The sequence below is a fragment of the Pseudomonas sp. 5Vm1k genome (assembly GCF_056161485.1).
Genome location: NZ_JBSPCZ010000001.1, coordinates 737,489 through 752,255, shown reverse-complemented (window position 1 = coordinate 752,255; position 14,767 = coordinate 737,489). Strand labels below are relative to the sequence as shown.

The 14,767-nt window shown below is 60.4% G+C and carries 14 protein-coding genes; 6 read left to right on the top strand and 8 right to left on the bottom strand.

The features are described 5' to 3' along the window. Window positions 1-4 precede the first annotated feature (4 nt). On the bottom strand, window positions 5-1,312 hold the full coding sequence (locus ACWIKB_RS03410; RefSeq protein ID WP_475265313.1) for a CitMHS family transporter: 1,308 nt from the start codon (window positions 1,310-1,312) through the stop codon (window positions 5-7). Window positions 1,313-1,713: 401 nt separating this feature from the next. Here ACWIKB_RS03410 and ACWIKB_RS03405 point away from each other — a divergent pair, with 401 nt between their 5' ends. Then, a complete protein-coding gene (locus ACWIKB_RS03405; RefSeq protein WP_475265312.1) occupies window positions 1,714-2,115 on the top strand; it encodes a GFA family protein in 402 nt (133 codons plus the stop codon). On the opposite strand, the gene ACWIKB_RS03400 is transcribed toward ACWIKB_RS03405, so the two are convergent. Beyond that, window positions 2,116-2,442, bottom strand: coding sequence for a DOPA 4,5-dioxygenase family protein (locus tag ACWIKB_RS03400; RefSeq protein ID WP_475265311.1), 327 nt, complete (start codon window positions 2,440-2,442; stop codon window positions 2,116-2,118). A gap of 83 nt (window positions 2,443-2,525) precedes the next feature. On the opposite strand from ACWIKB_RS03400, the gene ACWIKB_RS03395 reads away from it, so the two are divergent. Next, entirely contained in the window at window positions 2,526-3,191 is a 666-nt protein-coding gene (locus ACWIKB_RS03395; protein ID WP_475265310.1) for an NAD(P)-dependent oxidoreductase, read from the top strand. Window positions 3,192-3,319: 128 nt separating this feature from the next. Here the strand turns inward: ACWIKB_RS03395 and ACWIKB_RS03390 are convergent, their stop codons facing one another. Beyond that, complete coding sequence (locus ACWIKB_RS03390) at window positions 3,320-4,270, bottom strand: choline sulfate utilization transcriptional regulator (RefSeq protein ID WP_475265309.1); 951 nt, start codon at window positions 4,268-4,270, stop codon at window positions 3,320-3,322. Between the two features lie 114 nt (window positions 4,271-4,384). Here ACWIKB_RS03390 and betC point away from each other — a divergent pair, with 114 nt between their 5' ends. The 3 genes from betC to ACWIKB_RS03375 all read left to right on the top strand — a co-directional run bounded on the left by betC (window position 4,385) and on the right by ACWIKB_RS03375 (window position 8,580). Continuing rightward, window positions 4,385-5,899, top strand: coding sequence for a choline-sulfatase (gene betC / locus ACWIKB_RS03385; RefSeq protein WP_475265308.1), 1,515 nt, complete (start codon window positions 4,385-4,387; stop codon window positions 5,897-5,899). A 16-nt stretch (window positions 5,900-5,915) separates the two neighbouring features. Next, a complete protein-coding gene (gene choX / locus ACWIKB_RS03380; RefSeq protein ID WP_475265307.1) occupies window positions 5,916-6,836 on the top strand; it encodes a choline ABC transporter substrate-binding protein in 921 nt (306 codons plus the stop codon). Window positions 6,837-7,011: 175 nt separating this feature from the next. Beyond that, window positions 7,012-8,580 (top strand): SulP family inorganic anion transporter, encoded by a 1,569-nt coding sequence (locus ACWIKB_RS03375; protein WP_475265306.1) that lies wholly within the window; start codon window positions 7,012-7,014, stop codon window positions 8,578-8,580. Window positions 8,581-8,755: 175 nt separating this feature from the next. On the opposite strand, the gene aroE is transcribed toward ACWIKB_RS03375, so the two are convergent. Both aroE and hemF read right to left on the bottom strand, forming a co-directional pair. Beyond that, window positions 8,756-9,577, bottom strand: coding sequence for a shikimate dehydrogenase (gene aroE / locus ACWIKB_RS03370; RefSeq protein ID WP_475265305.1), 822 nt, complete (start codon window positions 9,575-9,577; stop codon window positions 8,756-8,758). Window positions 9,578-9,658: 81 nt separating this feature from the next. Next, on the bottom strand, window positions 9,659-10,573 hold the full coding sequence (gene hemF / locus ACWIKB_RS03365) for an oxygen-dependent coproporphyrinogen oxidase (RefSeq protein WP_475265304.1): 915 nt from the start codon (window positions 10,571-10,573) through the stop codon (window positions 9,659-9,661). A gap of 164 nt (window positions 10,574-10,737) precedes the next feature. Between hemF and ACWIKB_RS03360 the strand changes: the two genes are divergently transcribed. Further along, complete coding sequence (locus ACWIKB_RS03360) at window positions 10,738-11,715, top strand: NADPH:quinone reductase (protein ID WP_475265303.1); 978 nt, start codon at window positions 10,738-10,740, stop codon at window positions 11,713-11,715. Window positions 11,716-11,790: 75 nt separating this feature from the next. Here the strand turns inward: ACWIKB_RS03360 and tsaC are convergent, their stop codons facing one another. The 3 genes from tsaC to ACWIKB_RS03345 form a co-directional block, all read right to left on the bottom strand. Continuing rightward, on the bottom strand, window positions 11,791-12,348 hold the full coding sequence (gene tsaC, locus ACWIKB_RS03355) for an L-threonylcarbamoyladenylate synthase type 1 TsaC (protein ID WP_475265302.1): 558 nt from the start codon (window positions 12,346-12,348) through the stop codon (window positions 11,791-11,793). A gap of 54 nt (window positions 12,349-12,402) precedes the next feature. Then, a complete protein-coding gene (gene dprA, locus ACWIKB_RS03350; RefSeq protein WP_475265301.1) occupies window positions 12,403-13,503 on the bottom strand; it encodes a DNA-processing protein DprA in 1,101 nt (366 codons plus the stop codon). 79 nt (window positions 13,504-13,582) lie between these two features. After that, on the bottom strand, window positions 13,583-14,608 hold the full coding sequence (locus tag ACWIKB_RS03345; RefSeq protein WP_475265300.1) for a LysM peptidoglycan-binding domain-containing protein: 1,026 nt from the start codon (window positions 14,606-14,608) through the stop codon (window positions 13,583-13,585). Window positions 14,609-14,767: the final 159 nt, after the last annotated feature.

Here is a 14,767-nt window from a genome sequence, read left to right as displayed (position 1 = left end):
TGGCTTATAGAGTGCTGAATACCGGAAAAATCCCCATCAGCAACGCTGCAACCAATATGCACATGCACACCAGCACTGCCCATTTCAGGGTAAAGCGCTGGTGGTCACCGAATTCGATACCGGCCAGGGCCACCAACAGGTAAGTCGACGGAACCAGCGGGCTCAGCAAATGGACGGGCTGACCGACGATCGAGGCACGCGCCATTTCCACCGCAGTTATCCCGTAGTGGCTGGCGGCCTCGGCAAGTACTGGTAACACGCCGTAATAAAATGCGTCGTTGGACATGAAGAAGGTGAACGGCATGCTCACCAGCGCCGTGATCACCGCCAGGTACGGGCCAAGGAAGTCCGGGATCACCGCCAGCAGGCTTTTCGACATAGCATCGACCATGCCGGTGCCCGACAGGATACCGGTGAAGATACCGGCCGCGAAGATCAACCCGACCACCGCCAGCACGCTACCGGCGTGGGCCGCAACGCGGTCCTTCTGCTGTTGCAGGCACGGGTAGTTGACGATCATCGCGATACTGAACGCCACCATGAACAGCACCGGCAGCGGCAACAGGCCCGCGATCAGGGTGCACATCAAGGCGATGGTCAACACGCCGTTGAACCAGATCAGCTTCGGACGACGGGCGTCCGGGAACTGCGAAACGCTGATTTCGCTGTGGTCCACTTCGTCGCCCGCCAGGTGCAATTCACCCAGCCGCGCACGCTCGCGTTTACCGTAGAAGTAGGCAATCGCCAGGATCGCCACCACGCCGGCCAGCATCGCCGGAATCATTGGTACGAAGATGTCGGACGGGTCCACGTGCAGCGCACTCGCGGCACGGGCGGTCGGGCCGCCCCACGGGGTCATGTTCATCACGCCGCCGGCGAGGATGATCAGGCCAGCCATGATTCGCGGGCTCATGCCGATGCGGCTGTAGAGCGGCAGCATGGCGGCCACGCAGATCATATAAGTGGTCGCGCCGTCACCATCGAGGGAGACAACGAGCGCCAGAACGGCGGTACCGACCGAAACTTTCAACGGGTCGCCCTTGACCAGTTTGAGGATTTTGCGCACGGCCGGGTCGAACAGGCCGGAGTCGATCATCAGGGCGAAATACAGAATGGCGAACATCAGCATCACGCCGGTCGGCGCAAGCTTGGTGATGCCTTCGAGCATCATCGGACCGATCTTCGGCGCAAAGCCGCCGAACAGGGCGAAGATGATTGGAATAATGATCAGGGCGATCAGCGCGGACAGGCGCTTGGTCATGATCAGGAACATGAACGTGATGACCATGGCAAAGCCAAGGAAAGTCAGCATGGGAATACTCCAGGCGTAGCGCGGCTAGGGAATGGGCGAACCGGTGGGGTCAGCGCAGAACGGGAAGCACGAGGCGTACGGGGGGAGTTGCAGCAAAGCGGCGGGTAGAAGAGGACATCAGAATCACCATTGTTGTTGTTAATTGGACCGTGCCAGCGATAAAACACAGGCGTGGCCAACCGGTCTGTTGCCGGTAGTGGGGGCGATCCTAATGGGGAAAGCTTTCAGCCAGCTTTCGCCGGTGAAAGCATTGACCGGATATACAACCGGTCGTCGGACGAGGGATGGAAGGTAAACCGGGTTGAGGCGTTCGCGAGCAGGCTCGCTCCTACATTGGAATGCGCCCCTGTGGGAGCGAACCTGCTCGCGAAGGCGGTCAATACAAATCAGGAGTGAACACCATGCGCGACATCCATACAGGCGGCTGTCATTGCGGGCATCTGCGCTATCAATTCAGCGCTGCGCTGCACGACATCGCCCACTGCCATTGCTCGATTTGCCGGCGGGTCAGCGGTGGGATCGTGACCACCTGGATCACCGTACCCGCTTCAACCTTTGAATGGCTGGGCGGGATACCGGCGCGGTACGACTCTTCTGAACACTGCGCGCGATATTTCTGCCCGACCTGTGGAGCGCAGGTGGCGCTGATCACGCAGCTCAGCCCGGAGAGCATCGACCTGACAATCGCCACCCTCGATCACCCTGAAAACGCCCCGGCCGACCGGCATATCTGGACCGACAGCCGCTTGCCTTGGCTGCACCTGGACGAACATCTGCCCGGTGAAGCCGAGGAAACGATCTGATCAAAAAATAGACAGGTCCAGCGGCCGGATCGCGCCCATCCACACGGCGTGTTCGGTGTGGTCGAGCAAGTCATCGCCGGTGTCCGGGTGCAGGAACACCACCAAACCGTTGCGATTGAGCACCAGCCACGGCAGCACCTCGCCGATCAACTGCGGCCCGAACGCCAGTTGGCAGCTCCAGTCCGGGTGCGGACCGACCGAGCGTTCGTGTACGCGGCCCATCTTCAATGGGAACAACCGCGCGGCCTGCTCACACAAGGCCCGGGCCTGGTCGATGGTGCTGGCGTCGAAATAGACGTGGGCGTGGTAGCCCGTGATCTGCTGCATTTGAACCTCTAGAAATTCCGTTCGAACCCTCACCGTTTCCTACAGGTCACACGCCATATAGGTACGAAACAAGGAACTCAGCCATGAAAAATGCCGAAACCCCGGTGGTGAAAGTGGTGCTCTATGGTGCCATGAGTAGCCTGGGCAGTGCGCTGATGGCTGAAATGCTGCGGCGCCAGCATGAAGTGATCGCGATTCTCGATGACCTGACGGCGCTGGCGCCACGACCGGGTCTGCGCACCAAGAACGGCGACCTGTTCGATGCGGAGCGGGTCAAGCAAAGCGTGGCCGGTGCTTCGGCGGTGATCTGTTTACTAGACGCACAGGGGCTGCCAATCAACAGTGAACACGTGGAAAAAACCATCGTGCCCGGTCCGGTCGAGCAGGTGCTGGCGGTGGATGCGTTGATCGACGGCATGCAAGCCGCCCACATTGGCCGGTTGTTTGTGGTGGGGCATTTTGAGGAGCTGGACGAGCCGGAAATAGAGGATGACTTGCAGCGCCACGCAGCCGAGGAAATCCTCGATGCCCTGCAAAACAGCGGCCTGCATTGGACGTTGGTCGATGCGCCGCGCGGGGTCGCCGGGCTGACCATTGAGCATTTCAGTCAGGTCAGTAGCAGCCTGGAGACGGGTCTGGCCGAGCCGCTTGAGCGGTTGAACCGGGTCGCCGTGGGTATCGCCGATGAGCTGCGCTTGAATCTGCATCTCGGTGAACATGTGAGTTTTGTGGCGGCTTCAGAACCGTAAAGATCGCAGCCTTCGGCAACTCCTACGGGATCGTGTACGGCAAACAACCGCCGTCAACGCGAAATTCGGGTTGGAAAATCGATGCGACCCCCCTGTAGAAACTGCCGAAGGCTGCAATCTTTTGCTTTTCACACCGCAATCGAAGGAAACGGCAAACCGGTCAACGACTGGGCACTGCTGGCCTGTTCCGCCATCAGCCAATCCACAAACTGCTGAATCAACACCCCCCGACGTTTGCGCTGGGGCAGCACCACGTAATACCCCAACCGGGAAATCACCGTGTCGGCAATCGGCCGGCACAACAAACCCTGGGCCAACAAGTTATCCACAAGGTGCCGCCAACCGATGGCCACGCCCTGGCCGCCAATCGCGGCCTGGATCAACAACGTGTAATTGTCGAAACGCAGTTGTCCTGGCGCCGGGGCCGACGTTATCCCCAACTCACGGAACACACCGCTCCAATCGAACCAGTTGCTGCTGTTTTCACCGCGCAAGTGCAACAGTGGAAGTTCCAACAACGACTGGACGGGCAAGGGCAGGGCGCGGTCCTTCAACAACAGCGGGCTGCACACCGGGAACACTTCCTCGCTGAACAGCCAGTGGCTTTCGCCCTGTTTAAAACGCCCATCGCCGAACAACACTGCTACGTCGATATCGGTACGCAGCATGTTGTGATTGCGTTCACTGGTGACGAGGCTGACATCCACCTGCGGATTGGCTTCGTGAAAGCGATGCAGGCGCGGCATCAACCAATACGCGGCGAAGGCAAAATCGGTGGCGACTTGCAGCACCTCATGGGATTGCTGTGCGCTGATCGCGGTCAATCCGGCGTCGATATTCTGCAAACCGAGCTGAACCTGCTCGAAAAGGATCATCCCGGTCTCGGTCAGTTCGATGCCGCGATAGATGCGGTCGAACAGCCTTGTACCCAACTGTTCCTCCAACCGTTTGATCTGCTGGCTGATCGCCGGCTGCGTGGTGCCCAGCTCCACCGCAGCGGCGGTAAAGCTGTGCTGACGTGCCGCCGATTCGAAGGCACGCAGCAGATCGAGGGACAAATCACCGAGGGCGTCATACATAAGCTGTGCTTATCCTAGTCATTGCCTTGCGTGGGCTTTACCACAAGGAGCATGGCCTACATGCTCGGTCGCAGCACTCTCGCATAAATATTCACTATGGAATGCCGCGATCACATGAAGCGCAAGAATATTCTTTTCATCATGGCCGATCAGATGGCCGCGCCAATGTTGCCGTTCTACGGCCCTTCGCCCATCAAACTCCCGAATCTCAGCCGCCTCGCCGCCGAAGGCGTGGTGTTCGACGCCGCGTATTGCAACAGCCCATTGTGCGCGCCGTCACGATTTACCCTGGTCAGCGGTCAGTTGCCGAGCAAGATCGGCGCCTACGACAACGCGGCCGATTTCCCCGCCGACGTACCGACTTACGCCCACTACCTGCGTCGCCTCGGCTACCGCACCGCGCTGTCGGGCAAGATGCATTTCTGCGGCCCGGACCAGCTCCACGGCTATGAAGAACGCCTGACCAGCGACATCTACCCGGCCGACTACGGCTGGTCGGTGAACTGGGACGAACCGGACGTGCGTCCGACCTGGTATCACAACATGTCGTCGGTGCTGCAAGCCGGGCCCTGCGTGCGCACCAATCAGCTGGATTTCGATGAAGAGGTGGTGTTCAAGGCCCAGCAGTACTTGTTCGATCACATTCGCGAGGATGGTGATCAGCCGTTTTGCCTGACCGTGTCGATGACTCACCCACACGATCCGTACACGATTCCCAAGGCTTTTTGGGATATGTACGACGATGCCGACATCCCGTTGCCTACGACGCCGGCCCAGACCGAACTCGATCCGCACTCCCAGCGCCTACTCAAGGTTTACGACCTGTGGGATAAACCATTGCCTGTGGATAAGATTCGCGATGCCCGCCGTGCCTATTTCGGTGCGTGCAGCTATATCGACAGTAACGTCGGCAAACTCCTGCAAACGCTCGAGGAAACCGGGCTGATCGACGACACCATCATTGTCTTCTCCGGCGACCATGGCGACATGCTTGGCGAGCGTGGCCTCTGGTACAAAATGCACTGGTTCGAAATGGCCGCCCGCGTGCCGCTGTTGATCAGTGCACCGGGGCAGTTCGGGGCGGGCCGTGTCAGCGCGGCGGTTTCCACGGCGGACCTGCTGCCGACCTTCGTCGAACTGGCGGGCGGTTCGTTGGAGCCTGGCTTGCCGCTGGACGGCCGCTCGCTGGTCTCGCACCTGCAAGGGCAGGGCGGTCACGACGAGGTGTTCGGTGAATACATGGCCGAAGGCACCATCAGCCCATTAATGATGATTCGTCGCGGCGCCTACAAATTCATCTACAGCGAAGACGACCCATGTCTACTCTTCGACGTACACAACGATCCGCGTGAACAGGAAGAACTCAGCCAGTCGCCGCAACATCGGCAGCTATTCGACGATTTTCTCGCCGAAGCTCGGGCTAAATGGAATATTCCGGCGATCCACCAACAGGTCCTCGACAGCCAGCGGCGCCGGCGTTTTGTTGCCGACGCCCTGACCATCGGCAAGCTGAAGAGCTGGGATCACCAGCCGCTGGTAGACGCCAGTCAGCAGTACATGCGCAACCACATCGACCTTGATGATCTGGAGCGCAAAGCACGTTATCCACAACCCTGCCAAAACCAATAATGTGAAGGGGAAGTCCATGCAAAGGTTATCCACAGTACTGACGGTCGGGCTTCTGGCTCTGGGCAGTGCATCGGTTTACGCCGATCAGAGCTGCGAGACGGTGAAAATGGCCGATCCGGGATGGAGCGACATCGCCGCGACCAACGCCATCACCGGATTTCTGCTGGACGGCATGGGCTACAAGGCCAAAGTCGACACCCTCGCGGTGCCGATCACCTTTGGTGGTTTGAAGGACGGCCAGGTCGATGTGTTTTTGGGTAACTGGATGCCGGCGCAGCAAGGCTTCTACGACAAGTTCGTGGCCAATGGCGATGTCACGCAATTGGCGAAGAACCTGGATGGCACCGAGTTCACCCTGGCAGTCCCGGATTATGTGTGGGACGCGGGTGTGCATAACTTTGCCGACCTGAACAAATACGCCGACAAGTTCGACAAGAAGATCTACGGCATCGGCTCCGGCGCCCCGGCGAACATTTCGCTGCAGGACATCATCAAGAAGAACGACTTCGAACTGGGCCAATGGAAGCTGATCGAGTCCAGCGAACAGGCGATGCTGGCCGAAGTGTCTCGCGCGGTGAAAAAACAGAAGTTCGTGACCTTCCTCGGCTGGACCCCGCACCCGATGAACGTGCAGCTGAAAATGCATTACCTGAAGGGCGGCGAGAAGTACTTCGGCGACACCGGCGCGGTTTATACACTGACCCGCAAAGGTTATGCACAGGCCTGCCCGAACGTCGGCAAGCTGCTCACCAACCTGAGTTTCACCCAGGAAATGGAGAACAGCATCATGGCCGAGGTGGTTAACAAGAAAGTCAGCAATGCCGATGCGGTGAAGGCGTGGATCAAGGCCAATCCGGCGGTGCTGGATAAATGGCTGGATGGCGTGAAGACCGTGGATGGTAAGGATGCATTGGGGGCGGTGAAGGCCAAGCTTTAACCCACCACCGCTGATCGTTCCCATGCTACTCGTGGGATTGATCAACCTGACCCTGTAGGAGCGAGGCTTGCCCGCGAAGCTTTTGGCGCATTTGAGGACGCCTTCGCGGGCAAGCCTCGCTCCTACAGAGTCTGGTGCTGTTACCCTTTGCGCAAATTCCCACCCGAGAGGACCCATGGCCTTCCCCAGCCGCCATTCACTCTTTCCTTTTCTGACCTGGCTGCCGCGCCAGACCCGCGCCAGTGTCGGCCGCGATTTGATCGTCGGGCTCAGCGGCGCGATTCTCGCGCTGCCGCAGTCCATTGCCTACGCGTTGATTGCCGGTCTCCCACCGGAATACGGCTTGTACGCCGCGATCATCCCGGTGCTGATCGCCTGTCTGTGGGGTTCGTCGTGGCATTTGATCTGCGGTCCTACGGCGGCCATTTCCATTGTCCTGTACGCCAGTGTCAGCCCTCTGGCCGTGCCGGCGACCCAGGACTACATCACGCTGATCCTGCTTCTTACGCTGCTTGCCGGCATTTTCCAGTGGTTGTTGGGCATGCTGCGTTTCGGTGCACTGGTGAATTTCGTCTCGCACTCGGTGGTGCTGGGTTTCACCCTCGGTGCCGCCGTGGTGATCGCCATCGGGCAGATGCCGAACCTGCTGGGGCTGGACCTGCCCAATCAGGCCACGGCGCTTAACAGCCTGTTGACCTTGCTCACTCACCTCGGGGCTGTGGATAAACCGTCGCTGATGCTGGGCCTGGCCACGGTGGTGGTCGGTGTCGTCCTGAAACTGCTGCTGCCCCGCTGGCCGACGCTGTTGATCACCCTGGTGCTGAGCGGTTTGCTGGTCTGGCTTTGGCCCTCGATGTTTGACCATGTGAAATTGGTCAGCGCGTTTTTCGGACGATTGCCACCCTTCAGCGCGCTGCCGCTGGATCTGGAACTGATCCTGCGTTTGCTTCCTAGTGCGGTGGCGGTCGGCATGCTCGGACTCGTTACCAGTCTGTCGATTGCTCGCTCCTTGTCGGCCCGTTCGCAGCAGTTGCTCGACGCCAATCAGGAAGTCCGCGCCCAGGGTTTATCTAACATGGTCGGGGCGTTTTTTTCCGGATCACTTTCGGCCGGTTCTTTCACCCGTTCGGGACTTAGCTACGAAGCGGGCGCCTGTTCGCCGCTGGCCGGGGTGTTCTCGGCATTGTGGGTGGCGCTGTTCGCGATCTTCGGCGCCGGATTGATCGCGCACATTCCGATCCCGGCCATGGCCGGCAGCATTCTATTGATCGCCTGGGGGTTGGTGGACCATCGCGGCATTCGCGCGTTGCTGCGGGTCAGCCGCGCCGAATTCGCGGTCATGGCCCTGACCTGTGTCGCCACGCTGTTGCTGGAATTGCAGACCGCGATCTACGCCGGAGTGCTGGCGTCGCTGTTCTTCTACCTCAAGCGCACCTCGCAACCGCGAGTGCAGCATTGGCGCGATGGTGATGAAGACATTCTGCGGGTCGGCGGCTCGATCTTTTTTGGTGCCAGCCATTACCTGCAAGTGCGCCTGCAACGGATGCACGGCGCGCGGGTGGTGATCGAGGCGCAACAGATCAACTTCATCGACTATTCGGGCGTGGAGATGCTGCATCAGGAAGCGCGGCGGCTAATGCGCCAGAATCGCAGCCTGACCTTGCGTGGGGCGAGGCCGCCGGTGGTGGAGGAGTTGCGCAAGCTGGAAGGGGCCGAAAAATGCCCGATCCGGTTTGAAGATTGAAACACCATGGTTATGACAACCGCATAACCTGTGGCGAGGGGGCTTGCCCCCGTTCGGCCGCGAAGCGGTCGTAAACCCGGCAACCGAGGTGTGTCAGACAAATCTTGGGGGGCTGCTGCGCAGCCCAACGGGGGCAAGCCCCCTCGCCACAGCAAGCCCCCTTGCCACAAAAAGCTTACAGCGCGAGCTGGCGACGCAGTTCGGCCAACACTGGCGCCGTGTCGGGGCGCACGCCGCGCCACAGGAAGAACGCTTCTGCCGCTTGTTCCGCGAGCATCCCCAACCCATCCATCACCACCGCCGCGCCGTGTTCGCTGGCCCAGCGGCAGAACGAAGTCGGTTCCTTGCCGTACATCATGTCGTAGCACAACGTCCTGCCCGGTTCGATCAAACTTCCGGCAATCGGCGGTACATCGCCTGACAGGCTGGCGGACGTCGCGTTGATGATCAGGTCCACCGGCTCCTGCAACCAATCGAAGCCACTGGCGGACACCGGCCCCAGATCGGCAAACAGTTGCGCCAGCAATTCGGCTTTTTCCACCGTGCGATTGGCGATGATCAGCGACGCCGGTTGTTCAGCCAGTAACGGCTCCAGGGCACCACGCACGGCACCACCGGCACCGAGTAGCAGGATGCGTTTGCCCTTGAGACTGAAATTGGCATTGACCGTCAGGTCCCGCACCAGCCCGGCGCCGTCGGTGTTGTCGCCCAACAACGTGCCGTCGGCCAGTTTGCTCAAGGTGTTGACCGCACCGGCCCGCTGCGCGCGCGGCGTCAGGCTGTCGGCCAGGCGATAGGCGTCTTCCTTGAACGGCACCGTGACATTCGCCCCGCGACCTTCAACGAAAAATGCCCGGGCAAACTCGGAAAAGTCATCGAGGGGTGCCAGCGAAGTGCTGTAGTCCAAATGCTGCGCAGTCTGCTCGGCAAACAGACGATGGATCAGCGGCGACTTGCTGTGGCCAATCGGGTTACCGAATACGACGTAACGATCCATCAACACACCTCACCTGTAGGAGTTGCCGCAGGCTCGGGCCGCGATCGGACGATCTTGGCGCCAGCCTCGACAACTCGGAACTCAGCCCTTGGCCAACCAATCGCGATCTTGCAGGAAGTACTCAGTCAGGCGCGCTTCTTCGCTGCCCGGCTCGGCTTTCCAGTCATAGCCCCAGCGCACTTGTGGCGGCAGGGACATGAGGATCGATTCGGTACGCCCGCCCGATTGCAGGCCGAACAACGTGCCACGGTCGTAGACCAGGTTGAACTCGACGTAACGGCCACGGCGAAATTCCTGGAACTCTCGCTGTTTGGCGGTGAACGCATCGTTCTTGCGACGCTGCACGATCGGCAGGTAGGCGTCGATGAACGCATCACCAATGGCGCGCATGAAGGCGAAACTGGTGTCGAAGTCCCACTCGTTCAAGTCATCGAAAAACAGACCACCGATGCCCCGAGGCTCATGGCGATGCTTGATGTGGAAGTAGCTGTCGCACCAGGCCTTGTAGCGTGGATAAACGTCCGGGCCGAACGGCGCACACGCCTGTTCGGCGACGCGGTGCCAATGCACGCAATCTTCTTCGTTGCCGTAATAAGGGGTCAGGTCGAAGCCGCCGCCAAACCACCAGACCGGTTCTTCACCTTCTTTTTCAGCGATGAAAAAGCGCACGTTGGCGTGGGACGTCGGCACATGCGGATTGTGCGGGTGAATCACCAGCGACACGCCCAGCGCTTCGAAGCCACGCCCGGCCAGTTCCGGCCGATGAGCACTGGCGGACGGTGGGAGACCGCTGCCGAAGACGTGGGAAAAGTTAACGCCGCCCTTTTCGATCACCGTGCCGTTTTCGATTACCCGGGTGCGACCGCCACCGCCGGCAGGGCGCTCCCAGGCGTCTTCGACGAAGCGCGTGCCACCGTCCTCGGTTTCCAGGGCGGCGCAAATGCGGTCTTGCAGGTCGAGCAGGTAGGCTTTTACGGCCTCGGTGCGGGTCGTCATGTCATCACCTTGAATCGGGCAAAACTACGCGGCGCTCCATTGGAGCGGGGGCCGGCGCAAATGGGCGCGTAGCATAACATCGCAGATACACCTGCCGCAGTTGACGAAGATCAAGCATAGGAGTCCGATAGGGAGCTTCGTAATGCGACCTAAGGAGAGTTCTGATGGCAAAGCGTATTCAATTCCGCGCCCATGGCGGCCCCGAAGTGCTCGAGTATGTCGATTACCAACCCGCCGAGCCCGGCCCGCAGCAAGTGCGCGTCACCAACAAGGCCATCGGCCTGAACTTCATCGATACCTATTTCCGCAGCGGCCTCTATCCGCCGCCGGCATTGCCGTCGGGCCTGGGCTCTGAAGGCGCCGGTATCGTTGAAGCCGTGGGTAGCGACGTCACCCGCTTCAAGGTCGGCGATCGCGTGGCTTATGGCAGCGGCCCGTTGGGCGCCTACAGCCAGGTTCACGTCTTGCCGGAAGCCAATCTGGTGCTGCTGCCGGACGCCATCAGTTTCGAACAGGCCGCCGGTGTGATGCTCAAGGGCCTCACCGTGCAGTACCTGTTGCGTCAGACCTACGAACTCAAGGGTGGCGAAACCATCTTGTTCCACGCCGCGGCTGGCGGTGTCGGTTCCCTGGCTTGCCAGTGGGCCAAGGCACTGGGCGTGAAGCTGATCGGTACGGTCAGTTCAGCGGAAAAAGCTGCCCTGGCCAAGGCCAACGGCGCCTGGGCGACCATCGATTACAGCCATGAAAACGTCGCACAACGGGTACTGGAATTGACTGACGGGAAGAAAGTCCCGGTGGTGTACGACGGCGTGGGCAAGGACACTTGGCTGACTTCGCTCGATAGCGTGTCGCCGCGCGGTTTGGTGGTGAGCTTCGGCAATGCGTCGGGCGCCGTGGACGGGGTGAACCTGGGGATTTTGTCGGCTAAGGGTTCGCTGTACGTGACCCGGCCGACCCTGGCGACCTATGCCAACAACGCCGAGAACTTGCAGCGCATGGCGGATGAGCTGTTCGAGATGATCATCAGTGGCAAGTTGACGGTGGATATCAGCCACACGTATCCGTTGGCTGAGGCGGCCAAGGCGCAGACCGAGTTGTCGGCGCGGCGTACGACGGGTTCGACTGTTTTGTTGCCTTGACGGACCCTTCGCGAGCAGGCTCGCTCCTACAACCTGTAGGAGCGAGGCTTGCCCGCGAACAACGATGACGCTGTATCAGCCTTGGCGCACCACATGCCCGGTCGCCAGATCCCGAATCACGCTCGGGTTCTTGCGCCCGCCCAGATTGCCGCCCAGCACCAGATCAAGCTGCCCGCGGAAATACTGCTCGATGCGAATCCGTGTGCGCGCCGCCGGCCGGCCCTGTGGGTTGGCGGAGGTGGACACCAACGGCCCGACCAATGCACACAAATCCCGCACCAGCGGGTGATCGCTGACCCGCAGCGCCACGGTTTCATGCACGCCGGTAATCCATTGCGGCAACTGGTTCTGGTGTGGCACCAACCACGTATTCGGCCCTGGCCAGGTGCTGGCCATACGGTCCATCCACAGTTCCGGGAAATCCTCGAAGAGGAAGTCGAACTGGCGAATGTTGTCGGCCACCAGAATCAGTCCCTTATCCACTGACCGGCCCTTGAGCATCAGCAGACGATCCACTGCCTCTTCGTCCCACGGGTCGCAACCCAGGCCCCAGACGGCTTCGGTTGGGTAGGCAATCACCGCTCCTGCGCGAATTGCTTGTGCGGCTTGTTGCACCCGCCAGCTGTTGACCATGAAAAACTCTCCGGAATAAGGCTCTGCGCAGTTTACCGATCTTCCTTATAAAACCTAGCTCACCCGCGCAAACCAGCGTCCGCTTTCGCACACCGCCCGGCCGTCCATTTCCAGTTCCGTCAACGCCGCCAGCACTTTGGGCAAGGCCCAGCCGCTGCTGTGTGCCAATGCTTCGCTGGTGTGGGGCGCCGCGTGCAGCAACATCAGCAACGGATGGGTCGCCTGCGGTGCGGCTATTGATAACGGCAACTGCTGCCAGCCGCGCAAGGCTTCGAGGATGTGCTCGATGGTTTCCACCAGCATCGCGCCGTCGCGGATCAGTTGATGACAGCCCTTGGCGCCGGGATGATGAATCGATCCGGGAATCGCATAAACCTCGCGACCTTGCTCCGCCGCGAGCCTGGCGGTAATCAGCGAGCCGCTGGCAACACTGGCCTCGACCACCAATACGCCGAGGGACAGACCGCTGATGATCCGGTTGCGCCGGGGGAAGTTGCTTGCGGTCGGGCCGGCGTCCAGCGGGAACTCCGAAAGCACTGCGCTGCCCGAGTCAATCATGGCGTCCGCCAGCCGTCGGTTGCGCTGTGGATAAAACTTTTCAAGTCCCGTGCCAAGTACCCCGACCGTTTGGCCGCCCACGTCTAAAGCCGCCTGATGCGCGGCGGCATCGATGCCCAGGGCCAGACCGCTGGTAATGACGAATCCGGCACCGGCCAGGCTGCGGGAAAACGCAGCGGCGGTGTCCATGCCCGGCCTCGAAGCACGGCGACTGCCGACCATCGCCAGTTGCGGTTTTTCCAGGATGCCCGGATCCCCTGCGACAAATAACAGCGGCGGAGCATCGCTGATTTCCGCCAGCAATGCCGGGTACTCAGGCTGGTCCCACATCAGCAAATGCTGGCCCGGACGCTCTAGCCAGGCCAGTGCGTGGCTCGCGCCGTCGCGGATTTCACTGGAGCGTCGAGCCTCGGCACTGGCTGCCGGCAAACCCAACGAACGCCAGGCACTGGCGGGCGCGCTGATGGCTTTTGACGCTGAGCCAAAGGCTTCAAGCAGTTTTTTAAATCGCGCAGGTCCAAGTTCGGGCAAGCGATGCAGACGTAAACGAGCCTCCAGTTCCGCGGGGGAAACCGGCGTATTAGCAGCGAGCGACATGGATCATCCTTGATCGTTATGAGCCCCGTTCAAACGGGAATAAGCTGTGGATAACTCTGTTGGTAACTTGTGGAGCAGGCTAAGGATTTCGCACCTTATCCAGTACCGCCAAGGAGCGCGATGCGTTGAGGACTAACCCGTAACTAAGTTTGTCGTAGGTGCGGAAAACCATCAGCAAACCGGCGCGCTCATCGGGGATTTTCAACGGTTGGCCGGTGACTCGGTCGCGCACGGTTTCGCCGGTTTTCATCACCACCAGCACGTTGCCTTCGGCCAAACCGTCCCGTTGTCCCTTGTTCAGCGTGACCACGTCCATCGCGCCAATCTGCGTGACCCCGCGCGGCACATCGATGATCAAGCCGTTGATCTCGGTTTTTGGCGCGCTAGGCATGAACGTCGAGTTGATTGCCCGCTCTTCGCCGCTGAACAAGCGGTCGCCGAGGCGCACTTCCTGGGTGGTGCGCTGCAGCGCCAGGGTCGCGACATCGCCTTCGGTCGCGATAATTTCGCCGCCACCAATGTCGTCGGCGTTGATCCCCAGAAACTCCTTGCTCTGCGGATCGGTGTAAACCTTGCCTTGGCGGAAGATGCCGTAAACCGGCTGGTTCGGGTCGAAATGCCCACGGGCGAAGATGCGGTCACCGGTGCCACTGAGCACTCGTTCGGCATCGCCGGCGACGATGTAGGGCGCTTTGTCGAAGTCCTCGACCTTGTCGACGATGCGGTTGCTCAGCAGAAAACTGTTGATCGATTGCAGCGGAATGCTCGGGATCGCATCGGCCACCGGGCTGCTGCGGATTCGTGGCGAAAGCTTGATGGTGCCGCGTGATTCGCCGCGATTGAGGGTCAGGCGCGGCTGGCCGTTGACGTAACTCAGGGTCAGCAAATCACCCGGATAGATGAGATTGGGGTTATGGATCTGCGGGTTGACCTGCCACAGCTCGGGCCATTTCCACGGTTCACGCAGGAATTTGCCGGAGATGTCCCAAAGTGTGTCCCCCCTTACCACCGTGTATTGCTGCGGAAAACCTTCCTTGAGTTGCACTTGCCCGTGCGCCAAACCGGCCGAGGCCAGAAGGAGCAAGGCGAGTAGTGATTTCCTCATGCGGTGAATCCCTTTATTATGTGCGTTCGCGTAAAACGCCAGAGCCCCCGTGGCTCGCTCCTCGCTCTTCTCGAAGAAAGGAGCTACGTTTTACAACGGTAGCCTGCATCTTCGGACCCGCCAGGCCATCGACCCGACTTTACCTCACATGTGCAGCAA

Coding starts and splice junctions, on each gene's coding strand:
- aroE (WP_475265305.1), bottom strand. CDS start 9,577: ATGGATCGTTACGTCGTATTCGGTAACCCGATTGGCCACAGCAAGTCG.
- choX (WP_475265307.1), top strand. CDS start 5,916: ATGCAAAGGTTATCCACAGTACTGACGGTCGGGCTTCTGGCTCTGGGC.
- betC (WP_475265308.1), top strand. CDS start 4,385: ATGAAGCGCAAGAATATTCTTTTCATCATGGCCGATCAGATGGCCGCG.
- hemF (WP_475265304.1), bottom strand. CDS start 10,573: ATGACGACCCGCACCGAGGCCGTAAAAGCCTACCTGCTCGACCTGCAA.
- ACWIKB_RS03395 (WP_475265310.1), top strand. CDS start 2,526: ATGAAAAATGCCGAAACCCCGGTGGTGAAAGTGGTGCTCTATGGTGCC.
- ACWIKB_RS03405 (WP_475265312.1), top strand. CDS start 1,714: ATGCGCGACATCCATACAGGCGGCTGTCATTGCGGGCATCTGCGCTAT.
- ACWIKB_RS03375 (WP_475265306.1), top strand. CDS start 7,012: ATGGCCTTCCCCAGCCGCCATTCACTCTTTCCTTTTCTGACCTGGCTG.
- dprA (WP_475265301.1), bottom strand. CDS start 13,503: ATGTCGCTCGCTGCTAATACGCCGGTTTCCCCCGCGGAACTGGAGGCT.
- ACWIKB_RS03410 (WP_475265313.1), bottom strand. CDS start 1,312: ATGCTGACTTTCCTTGGCTTTGCCATGGTCATCACGTTCATGTTCCTG.
- ACWIKB_RS03390 (WP_475265309.1), bottom strand. CDS start 4,270: ATGTATGACGCCCTCGGTGATTTGTCCCTCGATCTGCTGCGTGCCTTC.
- ACWIKB_RS03360 (WP_475265303.1), top strand. CDS start 10,738: ATGGCAAAGCGTATTCAATTCCGCGCCCATGGCGGCCCCGAAGTGCTC.
- ACWIKB_RS03400 (WP_475265311.1), bottom strand. CDS start 2,442: ATGCAGCAGATCACGGGCTACCACGCCCACGTCTATTTCGACGCCAGC.
- ACWIKB_RS03345 (WP_475265300.1), bottom strand. CDS start 14,608: ATGAGGAAATCACTACTCGCCTTGCTCCTTCTGGCCTCGGCCGGTTTG.
- tsaC (WP_475265302.1), bottom strand. CDS start 12,348: ATGGTCAACAGCTGGCGGGTGCAACAAGCCGCACAAGCAATTCGCGCA.